Genomic DNA, 19,163 nt, shown 5'->3' on the forward strand with positions numbered 1-19,163 from the left:
AAAATTTTAAATTCTAGATAATCAATTTTATGTTTAATATAATAATTTTACATTATATTTACTCTATATCTTTGGCAATGAGAAATAAAACACCGTTTCTTTCCCCGGATTGCTTTCTGCCCATGCTTTACCGTTATGTTTAGCAATAATTCTCTGTATAATCGCTAATCCTACGCCTGTTCCCTCATACTCCTCAACACTGTGCAGCCTTTGAAATACTCCAAATAGTTTATGTACATATTTCATGTCAAAACCAACACCATTGTCCTTTACATAGTAAACTACTTCTGTCTCCTTATCCGTTGATCCAACTTCTATAACTGGTTTCGGTGTCTTCGATGAATATTTTATAGCGTTTGAAATCAGGTTTATTACAACCTGCTTAATTAGTGAATAATCACCCTTTATATTTGGTATTTCTTTAATATTAAAAACTGTATTCTTATTCTCAGCATATTCTTTTTGCTCATTAATAATACTCTTAAATAGCTCTTTCATTTTAATCTCATACATGTCCATCTTCTTTCTGCCGTATCTTGAAAGTTCAAGCAGATCATCTATCAGTATTGCCATTCTTTCTGAATTCTTCATTATATCTTCCAGGTAATCTTTTCCTTCATCATCAAGTTTCTCATAATAATCTTCCTTCAGTAATTTCGAAAACCCGGATATCGCTCTTAAAGGTGCACGAAGGTCGTGCGATACCGAATATGAAAAAGCCTCCAATTCTTTGTTCGATTCTTCAAGTTGGAATGTCCTCTCTGTAACCCGTACTTCAAGCTCTTCATTTATTCTCCTTATCATGTTTTCCATCGCTTTTCGTTCTGTTATATCATTTACGACGGCTATCCGGCAATCTTTTCCTTTGAAGATTATGTCATGTGAAGTCGCAAAAATATCGATTAACGTACCGTCTGCTTTCTTGTGCTTCCATTCACCCGCATAATTGTGACCCTTTAAATTCATTGCAAGATCTGTTATAGGAACTTGCTGCTCATCGGGATAAAGGTCTGGTAATATCATCTCAGTAATCTGCTCTTTATTGTATCCGTAATGTTTGAGAAATGCTTCATTCACTGCTATCAGCTGTAGAGTAACTCGTTCGTAAATCAGCATCGGAACGGGATTGTACTCAAACAGCATTCTGTACCTTTTTTCCGATTCCTGAACTTTCTTTTCAGCTAATTTTCTTTCTGTAATATCAAGTAATGAAGCGACACTTTTCTTTGTTCCTGGTATCATATCAATCGTTATCAGCACGTTTCTAATATTCCCCGTTTTATCCACGAACCTAAATTCATAATTCCTTTCCGCTTTTGATGGGTCAGTTCTCCTCAATCTATGCTTCTCTTTCATTAATTCAATATCATCTTTATGTACAAATTTCTCCCAGTGCATTTTACCCTCAATTTCTTCTTTCTTAAATCCCGAGATCTCTACGAACTTTGAATTAACCTGTGAATATGTCGTGTCTTCATTTATTATTGCCGTAGCATTTCCTGTCGTTTCAAATATTGTCCTGTAATAATGCTCGCTCTCTATAATTTTTTGTTCTGCTTCAATCCTTTCAGTAATATCTTCCGAAATCCCAAGAAGATAAAGTGGATTTCCATGTATGTCGTTGATTGCAATCTTTTGAGTGTGTAATATCTTTGTTCCCGATTTTGTGTTTATCTTTTCCTGTGGTATGTTCATGGGTTTACCGGATTCAATTACCTCCTTGTCTTTTGAGGTAAATTTATCAGCCTGTTCTTTTGGGAAAAAGTCATAATCATTCTTTCCCTCTAATTCTTGCCTTGTATATCCTAAAAGCCTTTCTCCAGCTTTGTTTAATCTGAAAAATCGCAGCTCCTTGGCATCTTTTAAAAATATCATGTTAGGAATATTATCCACAATAGATATTAATAATCTTTCACTTTCCTTCAAATCATCTTCTGCTTTTTTCTTTATTCCGGCGTTTTCTATATTTTCGATTGCATAAGATATGTTGTCAGCAACTTCAAGCAGCAGACTTATTTCGTTCTCGTTGAAGAAATTTGGATTTTCTGAATATAAATTAAACGAACCAATTATTTTGTCATGTAATTTAAGTGGTAATGCTATCGATGAACGGTAACCCCGTTTCAATGCCTCCTCCCTCCATGGTTCAATTATCGGGTCGTTTGCTATATCATTGCAAAAATAGTGACTGCCTTTGTTTATTGCAGCAGCTGTTGGTCCTGTTCCGACTAATTCATTATCTAATGCTATCTTCATAATACTCGAAAGATATCCATCCTCGTGTCCGTCCCAAAACTTTGGATTCACTATTCGAGTGTTTTCATCTACTATTCCAATCCAGGCCATTCTAAACTTACCGTGTTCAATCGCAATCTTACACGTTTTCCTGAATATTTCATTAATGTCGCTTTCCCTTACTATCAATTGATTTATTTGACTTATAACAACGTATGTTCTGTTTACTTTTTCTAATTCATGCAGTGCTTTTTTACGCTCGGTAATGTCGTGAAAAAATATTGATAAGCCCTCTTTCGTGGGATATATTCTGTTCTCAAACCATTTATCGTATGGTGGATAATATTCTTCCAGTTTTACAAATGTTTGCTCTCTAAAAGCTTTTTCGTAAGCCTGGTGAAATAGCTGCCCAACTCCTTCAGGAAATTCTGTCCAAATGTGCTTCCCGATTATTTTCTTCGGATCTCTTGCAAAGATTTCACCAGCGCGTTTGTTCATGTATGTATAACACCAGTTTTTATCCAGTGTTACAAATGCATCAGAAATACTTTCAACAATCTCATTAAGCTGCTGATTTGATTTTTCTATCAGCATTTCCGCTTCTTTACGTTTTGTAATATCATGTACTTCTGTTATAAAGTATCCTTTGGTAGGACTGTGAGACCTTATATGCAGCCATTTATTTCTGGTTTTTGAATAAAAATCTATCGACTTATTCTTTCCATTTAATGCTACTTCTCCGTAATATTCAATCCAGTCTTTTTTCTTCAGTTTGAAATCAGGTATCACTTCCGTAACCCTTTTTCCCAAAATATCCTTTGCCTTAAGACCCATCAAACTTTCGAATGCCGGATTTACCTCTATATACTCAAAATCTATCGGTTTGCCTCTACTGTCAACTATTATTTTTTGATAAGCATATCCGCTCTCGAAATTATTCAGTATATGTTGATAATTAAGAATGGATTTTGATTTATTTCTGCTTCCCGATGCCTTTGTACCTTGATTTGCTTGTTTGATAGTATCTTTTGTCTTAGCCATGTCAATTTTTAATGTAAAATTAAAAAAGGCTTGTTAATTTAAATTACTAAAATTACAACTTTATGGAGATATATGTACAATACTAAATATTTCTTAATTATTAAAGGGATTTTTTATTGTGCATTAATCCCTTTTTTTGTGTCAGTAAGTGATTCAATTAAATTAAATTTTCTCATATTCTATTTTACTGAGGATTTCAAATAATATTAAAAATCAAAGCCTAATTGTTCTAAAATAAAAAAGCCCTGCATGTAATTATCCTGCATGGCTTCTGCTTCTTGCTCCCAATGAGAAATACCTTTCTCACGGGATGTTTTCACACCTAATAAAAAAGCCCTGCAAGTAATTATCTTGCAGGGCTTCTGCTTTGCGCTCCCAACGAGAATCGAACTCGTGTTTTCACTGTGAAAGAGTGGTGTCCTAACCCCTAGACGATGGGAGCGGATTTTACATAAACAATAAAGATACTAATTTAATGAATTTATTTCAAGAGCGAAATTAAATAACCTTTTCTAAAAATTCTCAGTTCTCTCCGGTACGTCTCTGTAACTTCATCAGATTCCTAAAATAAGAATTAATCTCTTTTTGTGTCCTTATCTGTTGATATGTTTCGGTCTTTAACAAAATACTAATTTTTTCATAATGAATATTCATTCAAAAAAATATTCGACATTCTCTGTTTTTATCTTGACTTTTTTGTATAATATTTCTATTATAATTGAATCAATTAGGATATTGTTTTACGTTACCGATTGAGCTGATATTACCTAAAGACTTCGAAAATATGCCGTTTTTGAGTCCGAAATTTAAAAATTAGCTGATAATTGAAATAAGATATTATTTTGTAAAAACAATAACTTAAATATAGGTTACCTATTAGAAGCCTATCTATTTCCTAACAAAAACCTATTAATCTCCTAATTACCTTCTAACTTTCATCTAAACTCAACCTAAGATCCTATTTAGCCCTCATTAAGCCCTTGGGCAACACTGGTAAATCGGATATTAAGCCTTAATTAAATGTGCTTCATTTTTTGTTTTAATTGTTTACTTTTACCACATGGCAAAAGTAAGGGACAATCATTTAGGAGCACTTCAGGGCAAAATGGGTTCGAGTGTTTTTAAGATAAGAAAGGGGAAAACAATTGCTGCATCTGTACCCCGGAAAAGGAAAAAGGAGAAAACAGAACCCGAATCTGCTACTATGACACGTATGGGAATACTGTCAAGGTTTGCTTCTGCAGTATGCCAAATAAACAAATTGAAAGATTTATGGAATAATTATTATGGGGTTCATTTTAGTTTTTCAGAAAAGTTTGATAATGAACCTTTTCAAAGAATTATCGCCGTAAACTATCCTTATGCTGCTACTAATTTTCTCACAACCGATACTATGCTAACACCCGTAATGGGATGTAGTATCTTTGTGTCAAATATTGTAATTGATTCGGAAACCCTTACAATTGAATTCGATGTAAAAGACATTCTGCTTAAAAAAATTAATCCGCATTGCGAATTCTTTCTCATGATTCATCTTTCGCACCCGCTTGAAAAAAGTTTTAATAAGATTAAACATAATCATAAATTTATAATTCTTAAGAAGTCCGGGAAATCCATCACATTCAGTGATAAAGGAAATACATTCTCATTTAATTTTAACTCTCAGTGTAAAAAAGTTTTTGATGACTTTAATAAAGCAATGATATTCTTTTCAATCGTTTCGTACGAAGTCAATTCCCCAATCTTATGCGCAAACGCCGGAGGTTTCATACTTAAAGGCATGGACCTTCATGAAGCAGACGTGAATGAGCATGCAAGAATAAAAAGCATTAAAACAAAGAAGCAAATTAAAAAAGAAAAAGCTCGGGAAAATCCCGATTCCCAAACTGTAATCGTCTGAATATAATTTTCCGCTTAATAATCTCCCAAACTGAATATGATTCGTAAGTAACCAGCTTGTTACAATCCCAAGGCTTGGTTGCACAGAAAATCACAAAGACAATGGCAGGCATTTATACTGATTTCTCGGGGACTTTGTTTAAAAATAACTTCTTCGCAACGTTATTTATTTAATTAATTCACTCGCAAACATAATTTGATAGCTAACGGATCAATTCATTGCTCCCCGCAGTGAAATTAAAGTGTTTAAAACATAAAAAGTTCGATATGAAATAATGTATGTCTTAAGAATCTCCGTGCTTATAGCGGGGAATCTTAATCTTTTATTTTTCTTTATAAATTGTGTGGAATTTATTTTCAAAATCCGTTGTTATTAAATACGACTATAATAGTCCTATTTTAATGTCTTTATTAAATAAATGGTAAAATTTTCAAAAAAACTAGAATATTCGTTAATTGCATTGAACCACCTTTCGCAATCGCAAAGCGATGTGACGAAAGTACGTGATATTTCCGAGAAATATAGTATTCCTCACGATTTACTCGCTAAAATCCTACAAAAACTGAAAAAGGAAGGTATTCTTGAGTCTGTTCAGGGAGTAAATGGGGGTTATAAGTTGTCACGAAAACTTTCGGATATTCCGTTAATGGAACTGTTCGGTTTAATTGAATCCAATACAAACATTGTTGAGTGTATGCATGATGATGTGTCTAACTGTGATGTAAGCAATAACTGCTCTATCAAAATCCCTTTGAGCAAGATGCAGTCTGAATTTGAAAATCTTTTAAGAACAAAAATGGTGTCCGATTTTGTCTGAGAAATTTATATTCATGGATTATAATTCAACAACTCCGGTTGATAAGGAAGTATTGGATGCTATGTTACCGTATTTCAGCGGGAAGTTCGGTAATCCTTCATCGAGGCATCACTTTGGAAACGAAGCTAACGTTGCCGTTGAATACGCTCGTAAACAAATTAGTGCTTTGGTTAATTGTAATCCTGATGAAATCATTTTCACAAGCGGAGCTACTGAATCAAATAACTTAGCAATCAAAGGTGTCGTTGAGAATAATTATAAAGAAGGCATTAATATCGTAACAAGTGAAATAGAGCATACCTCAGTCCTCGATACAGTAAAGGCTCTCGAAAAGTCGGGTGTGGAAATCAGGTATGTAAAGCCGGATAGTTATGGATTAATTGTTCCTAAAGATGTTGAAGAAAACATCGATGAAAATACTGTTCTTGTTTCAATAATGACCGCTAATAATGAAATCGGTACTATTCAGCCGGTTCCTGAGATTGCTCAGATATGCCGGATTCAAAACGTATTATTCCATACTGACGCTGTTCAGGCATTCGGTAAATTGCCTGTCGATGTTAATGAATATAAAATTGATTTGATGAGCATCAGCGCTCATAAAATGTACGGTCCTAAAGGTGTCGGTGCTTTGTATGTTAGAAATACTTCAGCTGATAAAATCTCAACACAGTTAAACGGAGGGGGTCATGAAAGAGGACTTAGAAGCGGAACTTTAAACGTACCGGGAATTGTCGGTTTCGGTAAAGCCGCTGAAATATCATCAGTGAGAATGTTTGATGATTTTCAAAAGGAAATTGTTCAGCGTGATATTCTAATGCAGAATCTTTTAAACAGAATTCCTTGTTCATTCTTAAACGGAAGCAGAGAAAAACGTTTGCCGAATAACGTAAACATTAGCTTCGAGGGCGTTGATTCATCAGTCGTGATAAGCAATTTAAAAAATATCGCTTTATCAACAGGCAGCGCTTGCAGTTCCGCAACTTTAGGACCTTCTTATGTGTTAAAGGCAATAGGTAAAACTGATTCGTTGATTAAGTCTGCGATTAGGTTTAGTTTGGGAAGAAAAACCACAAATGAAGAAATTATGTATGTTATAGAAAAAGTAATAGAATCCGTCAATAAACTAAGATTGAAATAAATGCTATAAACAATAAGTTTATTGTCTGCATGACAAATAATTATAAACTATAAATCATAAACTATAAACTAACAATTATAAACTAAAAAGATATGTCAGAAGAAACAAAATTCATTCCGGGTGTTACGGAAGACGTAAACATAACGGATAAAGCTATCAGCGAAGTTAAAAGAATAATGAAAGAAAATAATGTTCCCGAAAATTTTGGACTTAGAATCGGCGTCAAAGGAGGCGGCTGTTCAGGATTCTCTTATTCACTCGGCTTCGACGGTGAATCTAAACCAACCGATACAATCATAGAAAAAGATGGTATTCAGGTATTTATCGATATGAAAAGTTTCCTTTATTTAACAGGTACTGAAGTGGATTATACCGATGGTCTGTCTGGTAAGGGTTTCGTTTTCAATAATCCTAACGCAAAAAAAACATGCGGCTGCGGCAGCTCTTTCGGAGTATAATTTAACCAAAAGACAATTTATGAGAAAAGATATTTCAAGAAGAAAATTTATTTACAATTCATCTTTAGGTGCTCTTTCACTATCATTTTTACCGGGTTTCTTATTAAATAATAATAACAATAAAAACAATATAAATTTGAAAGGAGATATTTCAAAAATGGCATACGAATGGAAATTCAATGCAAGACCTTACTCTGACGAGGAGGCTAAAACACTCTTGAAAGATGTTGTATCACCCGAAACTAGCGATTGGCATTACAACACTCACCACAAGGGTTATGTTACATTTCTTAACAACATCGAAAAAGAACTTGAATCCGCGGATAGAGCAAAAGCCAACGGCAATTACTCTTTGGTCGGTGAACTCAAAAGAAGAATGACTTGGAACCACGGCGGTACTGTGCTTCACGATGTTTATTGGGAAGTACTCGGTGGTGACGGTGATGCATCAAAGGGTAAAGATATCTATGACGCAATCGTTAAAGAATTCGGCAGCATCGATAAATGGAAAGAAGATTTCAAAGCAACTGCAACAGCTGCTAAACTCTCTGGCTGGGGCGTACTTGTATATGATAGACTTTACAGCGGTAGGCTTTTAAATGTTCTTGTCGATGAGCATCACTACGGCGCTATCTGGGGCGGTGTTCCTCTTATTGCGTGCGACGTTTTCGAACATGCCTATTACCACAAGGACGGTCCGGGAAGAGTCAAGTATATTGATAACTTCATTAATAACTTGCACTGGTCAAGAATAAATGATAGATTTACAAAGTTCTGTAAATAAATTATTTAGAATTGCAAAGATACATTAAAGTAACAATATTTCTATTAAGTCTGATTTTGCTTTCCTCTTGCAATAAAAAAGAGGAAAGCACTAATCAGCAAAACTCATCATCCGGTGAGTTTGTCTGGAAAGAATCGATTTCTGTTAAAGATATACCCGATGCCCCTCTTAAAGGTAAAATTGAAGGCAAGGATTTTAATCCGGTTTATATAGTCTTCGAAAAATGGAGAGGCTCAAACGATAACGTCCTGGCTTTTAGTGATAAAGCTCCTAAAAATAAATGCGGCTTTATAGAAAATTATAACGGTTATCAATTGACTAAAATTGGCTCGGAGTTCAAAGTCGGTGAGTTTGTTAAGGATTCTTTCGTCAAAAGTTTAGAAGGGTATTCAGCTGATTTTCATGTCACCGAAAATGATGATATGAGGAAAATCAACGCAAGCTGGAATGCATCTTTATTAATCACAGAGATGAATGATGACGTAGTAAAAGGTAGAATTGCTATGTGTTTTAAAGACGAGAAGAAAAGCTGGATTGCTGGCAGATTCGAAGCTATTGTTTGTAACAACTGATTTTAATAATCATAATTCGCATATTATAAAAAATGAAGTATACAATTTTACATGTTCTTATTCTTTTAATGTTTGTTCTTTATAGCTGCGGAAAGAATGAACAAAAACCGGAACAAAATTCTTCAGGTAAAACAGAAGTCAGTACTGATTCTGCAAAGCTGAACTCACAGGACAACAAAGAAGTTAGCACAACCGGTAATGAACTCGGTCTCCAGGTAGGACTTCCGAAGGATTTTCCCAAAGATGTTCCTCAACCCCCTAATTCAAACTGCGTTGGCTCTATCGTTAACCAGACTGAAGGTACAACAGTAACTTTTTCCTCAAATGCAAAAGTTTTGGATATCGCATCCTTCTATAAAGAAGAGTTGAAGAAAAATGGCTTTAAATCGGAACCGGGGATGGAAGATTTGATTAATGAAAAAGGCGGGATGCTCAAATGGAGTAAAGCTGAAAGAGATGTAGAATTAATGATGAGTTTTAATTCAGAATCAAACTCAACAGATATAGTTTTGTCGTACAAGGAAAAGAAGTAGCATTATACTGGAATTTTAATCTCAGAAGATTATTGCTTGGGAGCATTAAAACATATTCTTTTAAGCCGTACTGATAAGATTGGAGATGTGATTCTCACGCTTCCTATGATTCCTGAAATTAAAAGACTTTCTCCCTCGTCTGAAATTTCGCTTTTCATTAGTAATAAACTCGGAAACCTTCTGAACGGATACGAAGGTGTTGACAATATCTTCTATTATGAAGATGTTTCTGATAATCTTCTCGACTTTTTCAAATCAAATGATTTTGATACAATAATCAACGTATTCCCGAGAAAAGATATTGCAGTCGCTTCATTCCGTGCGGGAATTCAGACACGAGTTGGTACCGCTTACAGATTCTATTCTTTCTTGTTTAACGAGAGAATAAAAGAACACAGAAAGTATGCTGTTAAACATGAGTCCGAATACAATCTTAACTTATTAAGTTTTCTGAAAAAAGAAATATCCTTAGAAAAAATATTCCATTTAAGTTATACTGATTCTGAATACAACTACTTTAAAAATAAACTGAACATACATTTTAACTTAGATTCTAAATACATTATCATTCATCCTGGCAGCAAAGGGTCGGCAGTCGATTTACCCGTATACAAACTCATTAAATTAGCTGAATACATAAAAACGACATATCCATTCTTTAAGATTTTAGTTACAGGTTTAGATCGGGAAAGTAATGTAACGTCATTATTCCCCCTGAAGTTAGGCGGCGATATTATTAATTTAACTGGAATGTTAGACTTGAGGGAAATGATGATACTTATCGATAGATGTGAGTTATTTGTTTCAAACTCTACAGGACCTATTCACATTGCAGGAGCATTAAATAGAAAAATAATTGGTTTCTATCCGAATTCTGCTCCAATGAACGCAATTAGATGGAAACCATTATCTAATCAGGCTGTAATCATAAGTCCGGAAAAAGGAGACGATATGAGTACAATTAATGACACACGGGCAGCTGAGGCTGTTGATGAGCTTTTAAGAATATGATTTATTTGAAACATTTTATTAAATTTTAGGTTACAATATTAAGTAAACATAATAATATTATGAAAAACATTATCGCAGGAGTTATTATTTTATTAGTTCTGTCATTAAACTTTGTTAATGCACAGGAAAAGGAATACAGAAAAGTAAGCCATAATGCTTTTGGACTTGGAGAGAGACTTGAATTTGAAATCAGTTATGGATTCCTGACTGCCGGGTACGTAGTCTTTGAAATAGCGCCTAACTTTGTTGTTATGAATGGCAGAAATTGTTACGATATTACTGCTACTCTAAATTCAGCTTCAAGTTTTGAATGGGTGTATAAACTTCAGGATAAGTACAAGTGCTATCTTGATGCCGAAGGTCTATTCCCTTGGAAGTTTGAACAGTACATAAGAGAAGGCGATTACTCAAAAGATTTTACGGTTATCTTCGATAACGTGAATAATAAAGCAAGAACTACAAACATTACTAAGGGTAAGAAGGAACCCGACGGCGAGTTTGATATTAAACCTTATTCACTCGATATTATCAGTGCCTTCTATTATGCGAGAACTATGAATGTTCAGAACATGAACAACGGCGAGATTATTACTCTGAATAGTTTCTACGACGATAAAAACTATGACCTTAAAGTGAAAGTTCTTGATAAAGAAGATGTCGATGTTCCGGCTGGTGATTTCAGATGCGTTATCGTGCAGCCCGTTGCCGAAGAAGGTGCTCTCATAAAGAAAGCCGAAAATATTGCTGTTTGGATTTCAAGAGATGACAGAAAGATTCCAGTCATGGTAAAACTTGATATCATAGTAGGCTCTGTTAAAGCTGAATTGATTTCTTACAAGAATCTGTCTGGTCCGTTAGATTCAAAGAAATAACATGAAGATTTCAGAGTTATTCTATTCAGTGCAAGGAGAAGGGAAGCGTATCGGCGTCCCTTCTTTTTTCATTAGAACTAATGGTTGTAATCTTAGATGTAAGTTCTCCGGTGGAAATTTGTGCGATACTCCCTACACAAGCTGGAATCCTGAAGATGAACATAATATCGGTGAATTCAGCGTTGATGACATTATTAGTGAATATAAAAACAGCGGTGCTGTCGACGTAGTTATAACCGGCGGAGAACCGGCTCTTCAACACGATGAGCTTGCTGATTTGTGCTCTAAACTTAAAGTCTTGGATGCATATGTAACACTTGAAACAAACGGTACTCGCACTGGTCAATTTTTGGAATACATTGATTTAATCAGTGTGAGTCCTAAACTGAAATCCTCAATTCCATTCGATACTAAACATGAAAAGATGCACAAACAGAACAGAATTAATCTTGATGTTCTGAAAGTATATCAGGATATTACTATTAACCGTAATAAAGAAATTCAATGGAAGTTTGTATATTGCAGTATAAATGACATTGAAGAGATTCTTTTGCTTCAGAAGGAAATTGGTTTCGTTAATAAAGATGTTTACCTTATGCCGGAGGGATTAACAGACCTTGATATTTCACTTAAAAGAAAAGAACTTGCCGAGATTTGCAAGAAATATCATTTCAATTATACTGAACGTCTGCATATTCTTATCTGGGGCAGTAAAAGAGGTATATAAATAAATTTTTATTAAACAACGTAATAATTCCTATCCTCAAGTTAGAATTTGTAGAATTGAAACTTAAATTTTAATTGTATAACTTACATAATATTTTCATACAATATAGTCAAAATTATATAAAATTATACTTTTAACTTAAATTAAAGAATTATGTCAGAACAAAAGAAATTTGTTCCGTTTATATCTGCCGAGACAAATCTTGCTGAGTTCACAATTCGCGGATTAATTATCGGTTTGATATTGGCAGTCGTTCTTGGTGCAGCTAACGCATATTTAGGATTAAAAGCGGGTATGACTATAGCCGCTACTTATCCCGCTGCTGTGCTTGGAATGGCAATTTTAAAAGTTTTTAAGGGTAATATACTCGAAGAAAACTTCGTTAGAACTGTTGGTTCTATCGGAGAGTCTGTTGCTGCAGGTGCTATCTTCACATTGCCGGCATTCTTTATAGCGGGTATTTGGGACCCAATGAATATCTCAGGTGCAAATTATGCTACGGCAACTGTAATCTTAATAGCCGGTGGTATTCTTGGTATTATGTTCGTTGCTCTATTAAGAAGGGTTATGGTTGAAGACAGGGATTTGTTATTTCCTGAATCTACAGCAGCTGCTGAAATCCATAAATCTGGACAAGGCGGCGGTGGTGGTTCCAAATTCCTCTTTAGTGCGATGGGACTCGGTGCTGTTATTCAGTTCCTTGGGCAAATCAATTTCTTTGCTGCAAGTTGGGAAAAATTCTACGCCTTCTTCGATAAAGTAAAAATCCCTGGTACAAACATAAACGCTCAGGGTGGAATGCTTGTTAGTTCTCCGGGTATTAGTCCTGCATACATGGGTGTCGGTTATATTATAGGACCTAAATATGCGTCTCTAAACTTTAGCGGTGGTCTTCTCGCTTGGGGTCTTTTAACACCTATAATTTATTATTTCATTTATCCGTATATTAGCGATATCAATTTTATTAATGAGTGGGCTGCTATGTCGGGCAAGAGTGCTGAAACTCTTTCCAATCAGGGTTTCCAGATTAATCAGGTCTGGAGATATATCGTAAGACCTATCGCAATTGGCGGAATGCTTATGGGCGCATTATATACTTTATTCAATATGCGTAAGTCTCTGTTTGCGGGCTTGAAACGTTCTGTAGGTGATGTCAAGAAAGCTGCTGCCGGTACACATCATAACATTGAGAGAACTGAAAAAGATTTACCTTTCTCTTATGTATTAATCGGAATAATTGCTGTTGCAGTAGTAACATTTCTGATTACTTATTTTGTATTTGGTACTGGGTTGGCTCCTGCTTTAGCATCAGCAACAATCCTGATCATATTAGCGTTTTTCTTCGCAGCAATTTCAGGTTATCTGGTTGGTATTATTGGTTCATCTAACAATCCTATAAGCGGTTTGACCTTAACTGCTCTTGTTACAACAGCTTTGATACTCGTTGTTATTGGTGTTGATGCACAGCACGGGGGCGTTGCGGCAGTTCTTGGTGTAGCAGCAATCGTTTGTGTTGCAGCAGCAGTAGCAGGTGAGATGCTTCAGGATTTAAAAGCAGGACATATTCTCGGCGGTACTCCATGGAAAATGCAGGTTGGTGATATCATTGGTGTTGTTGTTTCAGGTCTTGTAATGTTCTATGTTTTAAATCTTTTGAATCAGGCTGATATTGCACAGGGTATTCAGCAAAACTATCAGGGTGGTTTTGGAAGCAAGAATCTTTCAGCTCCACAGGCTGGTCTGATGGCTATGCTTTCGCAGGGTATTGTTGGTGGAAAAATGGCATGGTCATTAATCATAGTTGGTCTGTTAATGGGAATTGCATTCATTATGATGCAGGTGAAAAGCCCGATGCTCGTTTCAGTTGGAATGTACCTACCGCTTGAAACAACCTTTGCAATTTTTATTGGCGGTATTATTAAAGGAATTCTTGATATCATGGTCAAAAAGAGAAAATTAAACGAAGCTCAGAAAGTTAGAATTGAAAATGTAGGTATTCTGCTCGCATCCGGTTTCATTGCAGGTGAAGCTTTGACCGGACTCGGATTTGCTCCGTTTAAGATTGCCGAGATGAAAATTCCTCAGATATTTGCAGAACCGCCTTTATTAATTGGATTTGTTATTCTTGCAATAATAGGATTAATTCTAATTTATATACCTTTAAGAAATGCGGGTAAAGCCGATGAACCGGCTCCTCCAAGCTCAGGGATGTAATTTGTAACTTTATATTTTAATTTAAAGGGGATTTATATCCCCTTTTTTATTGACATTTTATTAGTTACTGAATTTAACTAAATTAATAAATGGAGTTGTTCAAAATCGGTTTTGTACCCGTCAGGTTAGTCGATGTCATTGACCTTATTATAGTGACATACATTTTCTTTAAGCTTTATAAGCTTATGCGCGGTACTATTGCTTTTCAGATATTCATTTCCTTGCTTCTGATTTTAGGTGTTTCACTCCTCGCACAGATTTTGAACCTGCAGGTTCTAAGCTGGTTGTTAAGCAGATTGACTGACATTTGGGTTATTGCTCTTATCATTCTTTTCCAACCCGAAATTAGGAGAATATTGATAATTATCGGAAGAACAAGAATTGCAAGACTTTTCATGCGTCTCGACATGAACGAAAATGTTACAGAGGTAGCTGAGGCTTGCCGTGAAATTCAGCGTAACAATTGGGGAGCTTTGATTGTAGTCACAAGAGCTACGGGTTTGCAGAATTATGTCGAACGAGGTGAAAGAATTGAAGCTAGAATAAGTAAAGAACTGCTTATCTCTATTTTTTATCCGCGTTCACCATTGCACGACGGGGCTGTAATAATTAATAACAATAAGATTGAAGCGGCAAGATGCGTTTTGCCTTTGTCCGAAACACAGTTTGCTTTTAACAGAAGCATAGGAACAAGGCATCGTGCAGGACTTGGGATATCAGAACAATCCGACGCATTGGCAGTAATCGTTTCTGAAGAAACTTCAAGGATATCAATTGCTGAAGACGGTAAACTACAATTATGTAAAGATGTAGAAGAACTTAAGGAAAAACTTAAAGAAGCTATGGGCACTACTAATGTAGCTAATTCGTTGAAAACAATTTTTGAGTCAACAAAATCAAATAGAGTTAAGGATACAGAATAATAGAATGGGATTTTCTTACTATGACGTAAAGCGCGAAGAGCTGATAAAAGTACTGAAAAAATCGGGTATTAGAGATGAAAATGTTATTAATGCATTTAAGAAAGTGCGCAGAGAATATTTTGTAACTCCTGAACTTAAAAGGTTTGCCTATGACAACAGCGCTTTACCAATAAGTCACAATCAGACAATATCACAACCATATACTGTTGCTTTCATGACTCAACTTCTTGACATTAAAAAAGACAGTAAGGTTCTCGAAATCGGAACTGGTTCGGGATATCAGGCAGCCATTTTATGCGAACTCGGAGCTGAGGTCTATTCAATTGAAAGGATTGAACATCTTTATCAAAAAGCAAAAAAAGTTCTGCATGATAACAGATACAAGGTTAGATTAAAGTGTACAGACGGGACACTTGGCTGGAGTGAGCATGCCCCTTATGACGGTATTGTAGTTACTGCAGGAAGTCCTGAGTTGCCAGATACACTCGTTAAACAGCTTGCTGTGGGCGGGAGACTTATAATTCCGATTGGTGACAGGGATACTCAGGAGATATGGCAGGTAATTCGTGTTAAGGATGATAAAGAGAACGAACACCTTGATATTTTCAAACATAAATACTTTAAGTTCGTGCCATTAATAGGAAAAGAAGGTTGGTAAAGGAATGAGAATTTATCTTGGAACAAGATAGTTACATAACCCTATCACATCAAACAAAAATTGAACTAAAAATTCAACGCTCAAAATTTATTGCTAATGCTTATCCTTTAAGTAATCCGGAAGAAAGTTCAAATATATTAAATCAGATACGAAAAGAATATTTTGACGCCAGACACCATCCTTTTGCTTATGTTCTTTTCGAAAAAGGCAATTTCAGATATAATGACGATGGTGAACCTGCAGGCTCTTCGGGAAAACCCATCTATGATGCAATCAACAAACATGGGTTGAAAAACGTCCTTATAGTTGTTACTAGATATTTCGGTGGGATAAAACTCGGAGTCGGAGGGCTGAAAAGAGCTTATTTTAATGCGGCTGATGAATGTCTGAGAATATCGGACAAGAGACAGGTAATTTTGACAGAAAGGAAGATTATTCAATTTAATTACAGCTACATTAGTGCTGTTATGAAATTTATTGAAACGAACTTAATAACTATTGTTGAAAATAACTCAACTGATAAGGTGATTCTTGTTTGCGAAGTAAGAATAAGCTTACTTGATAAATTTAATACCGAATTATTTGATATAACTAAAGGTACAATTTTAATATATTAACTGTAGTATCATTTTAGAATAAAACATAATATTGAAAATGGGACAGAAACGTTACCATGTTAATTTTGTTGTTTTTTTACTTATGATTTTTTCCCCGTTTGGAAATCTTATTTCTCAGGATGATTCAAAGACAGAGCTCAATCCTTGGGGTAGGTTTACAATAATGATGATTACAACGGATAAGAACATTGGGATTGTTGACGGAGGTTCGAGGCTTGGATTAAAAGTCAGTAAAAAAATAAATCCCGGTATAAGAATATTCGGAGGTATTGAGTTATCAGTATTGCTCAACTCGAATGATAAATTTCTTCTCTCACCGGATAACGGGAGTTCAACGGGATTTCTTAATGTCAGTTCTTCTGATCCCGCTAATGTATTTGGGATAAGGAAAGGATTTGTCGGAGCGGATTTCAATGAATATGGTGTAGTTTCACTCGGAAAACAAACGAGCGCATACTACGAAGTTGCTTCTATTACTGATATTTCGGAAAATAATAGCGGTTATGCTTCTTATGTTTATACTCCGGACGGTACAGACGGGGGAGCAACCGGAACAGGAAGAGCGTCTAATTCAGTACTTTACAAAAATTCACTTGGCAATTTTAATGTAGCGTTAGCAGCCCAGTTTAAATTGTCTGAAGAGAAGTTTAATAGTGTATTTAATAGTATAGGCGGATCTGTGATATACAAATTACCTTTTAATATTAATTTAGGTGCAGCATTTAATAATGTTTTTCTGGATCCGAATGCGGGCAAAAGGATTCGCGGTCTTCATGGAAATCCAATATATGCAGCCGCATGTTTAAATTATTCGACAGACGATGTATTTTTAGGAGTAACATACGCTTATCAGGAAAATGGCGATATAGCGACTTCACATGATTCAACGGTTGTTTATTCAGGTTATGGTGTCGAAATTGCAGCGAAGTGGGTACCTTTCAAAAAATGGGGTATCTTAGGCGGTGTGAATTATAAACAGCCGCAGAATGTGGATGCTCTGATAAACAAGAATTTTTGCAGACTTATTTATTTTTACGGTTTGCAGTTTGAACCTGTAAAAAATTTATTGCTTTATATTGAAGGTGCAATTGACAGATCCGTTACTTCTGAAGGCGGAAGTATTCCAGACAATCTTTCATTCGGTATTAAGTTAGACTTTTAACAGATTATTTATACATTGTGTACAAAGTTGACGGAGTTGTGACGCTTTTAATCTTTACGGGTACTCCTTTTTTAATTACAAATTCGCTTAATCCGAATTTTGTTCTACCGCCCCAGTCATAGGTATAGCCCTGTCTTGTCCACGGGTAACCATCTGGGCCGTATTTGTTTATGATTTCGTTATTAAACCACTGGATGTGTGCTGTGCTAACGTTAGCAGGAAATACAGTATCACATTTGCAATCCCAGATTTCAGGGTCAGGACAGGGTCTGAACATTGTGTTTGTATCCGCCCAAACCTCAACAAACCTTGTTCTTGGTTTATCTGGCCACATACCAAGAAGTTGTTTCATTCGAAGTTCGGGATTGATTGTTTCCATAACAAAATGACCCATCATGACTTTCACGACGGGGACAACGGTGACCCACATATCACTTGCAGTGACAATTGTTGAATCAATTTTGTCGTCAAAATAAGTAGTACTTGTCCATGTTACACAAAGAACATTTGCTTGATCCCACTGAAGTTGTGTGTTTGTGTTTATAATAGACGTAAGGGTTGTATCAATTCCGCTTTTAGTCAGAGGTTTTGATGCATCAGCGATTGCATTTCGGAATTGCTGCAATAAAATTTCATTTGGGTCGGCTGAATTTGTTGTATTATCTGTGTTACAGCTAATAGAAATAATTGAAGGAAGTAATAAAAACAGAACAATTAAATTTTTCATAATATCATAAATTTAAGTTTATGGGGAATATTAGTTATGAAAAATTAACAAAATATTGTGTTATGAAAAATGGCAAAATATGGTATTGCCCTCAATTTTATAAATATATGTTTTATCAAGAGTTTTGGAATAATGGTGTGATTAGTAAAACCTGCGAAATTTTGCATTTTTAAGGGTTTATTAAGAGTACACATGTACCTAATTAAAGACTAATTAGAGACTAATTAGAGGCAAGTTATAAAGAAAAAGCAAAATTGTCGAAAATGAAAGAAGTGAGTGGTAATATGCTAAATTGAGTTGACTAAATGGAATAAAATTAGTATTTTAAAGGTTTCCAATTATTTTGTAATTTAAAAATAGATTCGATTGCCAACATTAAATCAATTAGTTCGCAAAGGACGTAAGGATAAGGTCTATAAGAGCAAGGCTCCTGCGATGGATGCATGTCCTCAGAAGAGGGGTGTATGCACTCGTGTGTACACGACCACTCCGAAGAAACCGAATTCTGCACTCAGAAAAGTAGCCAGAGTAAGGTTGACGAACGGTATCGAAGTAACTGCTTACATACCGGGTGAGGGTCACAATCTACAGGAACACTCCATAGTATTAATCCGTGGCGGAAGAGTAAAAGACCTTCCGGGCGTTAGGTATCACATCATTCGTGGTGCAATAGATACCGCTGGCGTTGCCAACAGAAAGAAGTCAAGATCAAAATACGGCGCAAAGAGAGTTAAAGAAGCAGCCGCTAAATAAATTTTCTAACATAAAATA

General features: G+C 35.4%; 18 protein-coding genes and 1 tRNA gene. 16 read left to right on the forward strand and 3 right to left on the reverse strand.

The genetic code is table 11. The features are described from left to right. Positions 1 to 63: 63 nt before the first annotated feature. Together WC644_09020 and WC644_09025 are read right to left on the reverse strand one after the other, a co-directional pair. Entirely contained in the window at positions 64 to 3,276 is a 3,213-nt protein-coding gene (locus WC644_09020; GenBank protein ID MFA5012077.1) for a PAS domain S-box protein, read from the reverse strand. 370 nt (positions 3,277 to 3,646) lie between these two features. Continuing rightward, positions 3,647 to 3,718: transfer RNA gene (locus tag WC644_09025), tRNA-Glu, on the reverse strand. Positions 3,719 to 4,336: 618 nt separating this feature from the next. Between WC644_09025 and WC644_09030 the strand changes: the two genes are divergently transcribed. The 15 genes from WC644_09030 to WC644_09100 all read left to right on the forward strand — a co-directional run bounded on the left by WC644_09030 (position 4,337) and on the right by WC644_09100 (position 17,665). Continuing rightward, positions 4,337 to 5,176, forward strand: a complete 840-nt coding sequence (locus WC644_09030; GenBank protein ID MFA5012078.1) for a hypothetical protein — start codon at positions 4,337 to 4,339, stop codon at positions 5,174 to 5,176. A 418-nt stretch (positions 5,177 to 5,594) separates the two neighbouring features. Further along, entirely contained in the window at positions 5,595 to 5,993 is a 399-nt protein-coding gene (locus WC644_09035; GenBank protein MFA5012079.1) for an Rrf2 family transcriptional regulator, read from the forward strand. Between the two features lie 13 nt (positions 5,994 to 6,006). Continuing rightward, positions 6,007 to 7,134, forward strand: coding sequence for a cysteine desulfurase family protein (locus WC644_09040; protein ID MFA5012080.1), 1,128 nt, complete (start codon positions 6,007 to 6,009; stop codon positions 7,132 to 7,134). 92 nt (positions 7,135 to 7,226) lie between these two features. Further along, entirely contained in the window at positions 7,227 to 7,592 is a 366-nt protein-coding gene (gene erpA, locus WC644_09045) for an iron-sulfur cluster insertion protein ErpA (protein MFA5012081.1), read from the forward strand. A 19-nt stretch (positions 7,593 to 7,611) separates the two neighbouring features. Continuing rightward, positions 7,612 to 8,376 (forward strand): superoxide dismutase, encoded by a 765-nt coding sequence (locus WC644_09050; GenBank protein MFA5012082.1) that lies wholly within the window; start codon positions 7,612 to 7,614, stop codon positions 8,374 to 8,376. Between the two features lie 11 nt (positions 8,377 to 8,387). Beyond that, the gene (locus tag WC644_09055) at positions 8,388 to 8,948 is read left to right on the forward strand and encodes a hypothetical protein (GenBank protein ID MFA5012083.1); all 561 of its coding nucleotides are present in this window, start codon (positions 8,388 to 8,390) and stop codon (positions 8,946 to 8,948) included. Positions 8,949 to 8,980: 32 nt separating this feature from the next. Then, a complete protein-coding gene (locus WC644_09060) occupies positions 8,981 to 9,481 on the forward strand; it encodes a hypothetical protein (GenBank protein MFA5012084.1) in 501 nt (166 codons plus the stop codon). Positions 9,482 to 9,517: 36 nt separating this feature from the next. Further along, complete coding sequence (locus WC644_09065; protein MFA5012085.1) at positions 9,518 to 10,492, forward strand: glycosyltransferase family 9 protein; 975 nt, start codon at positions 9,518 to 9,520, stop codon at positions 10,490 to 10,492. 59 nt (positions 10,493 to 10,551) lie between these two features. Continuing rightward, positions 10,552 to 11,364 carry a DUF3108 domain-containing protein gene (locus tag WC644_09070; protein MFA5012086.1) on the forward strand — a complete coding sequence of 271 codons (813 nt, stop codon included), beginning with the start codon at positions 10,552 to 10,554 and terminating at the stop codon, positions 11,362 to 11,364. Position 11,365: 1 nt separating this feature from the next. After that, positions 11,366 to 12,091 (forward strand): 7-carboxy-7-deazaguanine synthase QueE, encoded by a 726-nt coding sequence (locus WC644_09075; GenBank protein ID MFA5012087.1) that lies wholly within the window; start codon positions 11,366 to 11,368, stop codon positions 12,089 to 12,091. A gap of 153 nt (positions 12,092 to 12,244) precedes the next feature. Next, on the forward strand, positions 12,245 to 14,305 hold the full coding sequence (locus tag WC644_09080; protein ID MFA5012088.1) for an oligopeptide transporter, OPT family: 2,061 nt from the start codon (positions 12,245 to 12,247) through the stop codon (positions 14,303 to 14,305). Positions 14,306 to 14,394: 89 nt separating this feature from the next. After that, positions 14,395 to 15,228, forward strand: coding sequence for a diadenylate cyclase CdaA (cdaA, locus tag WC644_09085; GenBank protein ID MFA5012089.1), 834 nt, complete (start codon positions 14,395 to 14,397; stop codon positions 15,226 to 15,228). Between the two features lie 4 nt (positions 15,229 to 15,232). Beyond that, on the forward strand, positions 15,233 to 15,886 hold the full coding sequence (locus WC644_09090; GenBank protein ID MFA5012090.1) for a protein-L-isoaspartate(D-aspartate) O-methyltransferase: 654 nt from the start codon (positions 15,233 to 15,235) through the stop codon (positions 15,884 to 15,886). Between the two features lie 17 nt (positions 15,887 to 15,903). Further along, positions 15,904 to 16,503, forward strand: coding sequence for a YigZ family protein (locus WC644_09095; GenBank protein MFA5012091.1), 600 nt, complete (start codon positions 15,904 to 15,906; stop codon positions 16,501 to 16,503). An 82-nt stretch (positions 16,504 to 16,585) separates the two neighbouring features. Next, entirely contained in the window at positions 16,586 to 17,665 is a 1,080-nt protein-coding gene (locus tag WC644_09100; GenBank protein MFA5012092.1) for a hypothetical protein, read from the forward strand. Positions 17,666 to 17,669: 4 nt separating this feature from the next. Here WC644_09100 and WC644_09105 read toward each other — a convergent pair whose 3' ends face one another. Continuing rightward, a complete protein-coding gene (locus WC644_09105; protein MFA5012093.1) occupies positions 17,670 to 18,392 on the reverse strand; it encodes a hypothetical protein in 723 nt (240 codons plus the stop codon). Positions 18,393 to 18,758: 366 nt separating this feature from the next. Between WC644_09105 and rpsL the strand changes: the two genes are divergently transcribed. Then, positions 18,759 to 19,145 carry a 30S ribosomal protein S12 gene (gene rpsL, locus WC644_09110; GenBank protein ID MFA5012094.1) on the forward strand — a complete coding sequence of 129 codons (387 nt, stop codon included), beginning with the start codon at positions 18,759 to 18,761 and terminating at the stop codon, positions 19,143 to 19,145. Positions 19,146 to 19,163: the final 18 nt, after the last annotated feature.

This window comes from Ignavibacteria bacterium (assembly GCA_041649015.1).
Taxonomy (GTDB): Bacteria; Bacteroidota; Ignavibacteria; order Tepidaquicellales; family Tepidaquicellaceae; genus CAIKZJ01.

Bases quoted from the DNA above. Each gene is read 5' to 3' on its own strand.
- WC644_09050 (MFA5012082.1), top strand. From the start codon at position 7,612: ATGAGAAAAGATATTTCAAGAAGAAAATTTATTTACAATTCATCTTTA.
- WC644_09035 (MFA5012079.1), top strand. From the start codon at position 5,595: ATGGTAAAATTTTCAAAAAAACTAGAATATTCGTTAATTGCATTGAAC.
- cdaA (MFA5012089.1), top strand. From the start codon at position 14,395: ATGGAGTTGTTCAAAATCGGTTTTGTACCCGTCAGGTTAGTCGATGTC.
- WC644_09100 (MFA5012092.1), top strand. From the start codon at position 16,586: ATGATTTTTTCCCCGTTTGGAAATCTTATTTCTCAGGATGATTCAAAG.
- WC644_09070 (MFA5012086.1), top strand. From the start codon at position 10,552: ATGAAAAACATTATCGCAGGAGTTATTATTTTATTAGTTCTGTCATTA.
- WC644_09060 (MFA5012084.1), top strand. From the start codon at position 8,981: ATGAAGTATACAATTTTACATGTTCTTATTCTTTTAATGTTTGTTCTT.
- WC644_09105 (MFA5012093.1), bottom strand. From the start codon at position 18,392: ATGAAAAATTTAATTGTTCTGTTTTTATTACTTCCTTCAATTATTTCT.
- WC644_09090 (MFA5012090.1), top strand. From the start codon at position 15,233: ATGGGATTTTCTTACTATGACGTAAAGCGCGAAGAGCTGATAAAAGTA.
- WC644_09040 (MFA5012080.1), top strand. From the start codon at position 6,007: ATGGATTATAATTCAACAACTCCGGTTGATAAGGAAGTATTGGATGCT.
- erpA (MFA5012081.1), top strand. From the start codon at position 7,227: ATGTCAGAAGAAACAAAATTCATTCCGGGTGTTACGGAAGACGTAAAC.
- WC644_09080 (MFA5012088.1), top strand. From the start codon at position 12,245: ATGTCAGAACAAAAGAAATTTGTTCCGTTTATATCTGCCGAGACAAAT.
- WC644_09030 (MFA5012078.1), top strand. From the start codon at position 4,337: ATGGCAAAAGTAAGGGACAATCATTTAGGAGCACTTCAGGGCAAAATG.
- WC644_09020 (MFA5012077.1), bottom strand. From the start codon at position 3,276: ATGGCTAAGACAAAAGATACTATCAAACAAGCAAATCAAGGTACAAAG.
- WC644_09075 (MFA5012087.1), top strand. From the start codon at position 11,366: ATGAAGATTTCAGAGTTATTCTATTCAGTGCAAGGAGAAGGGAAGCGT.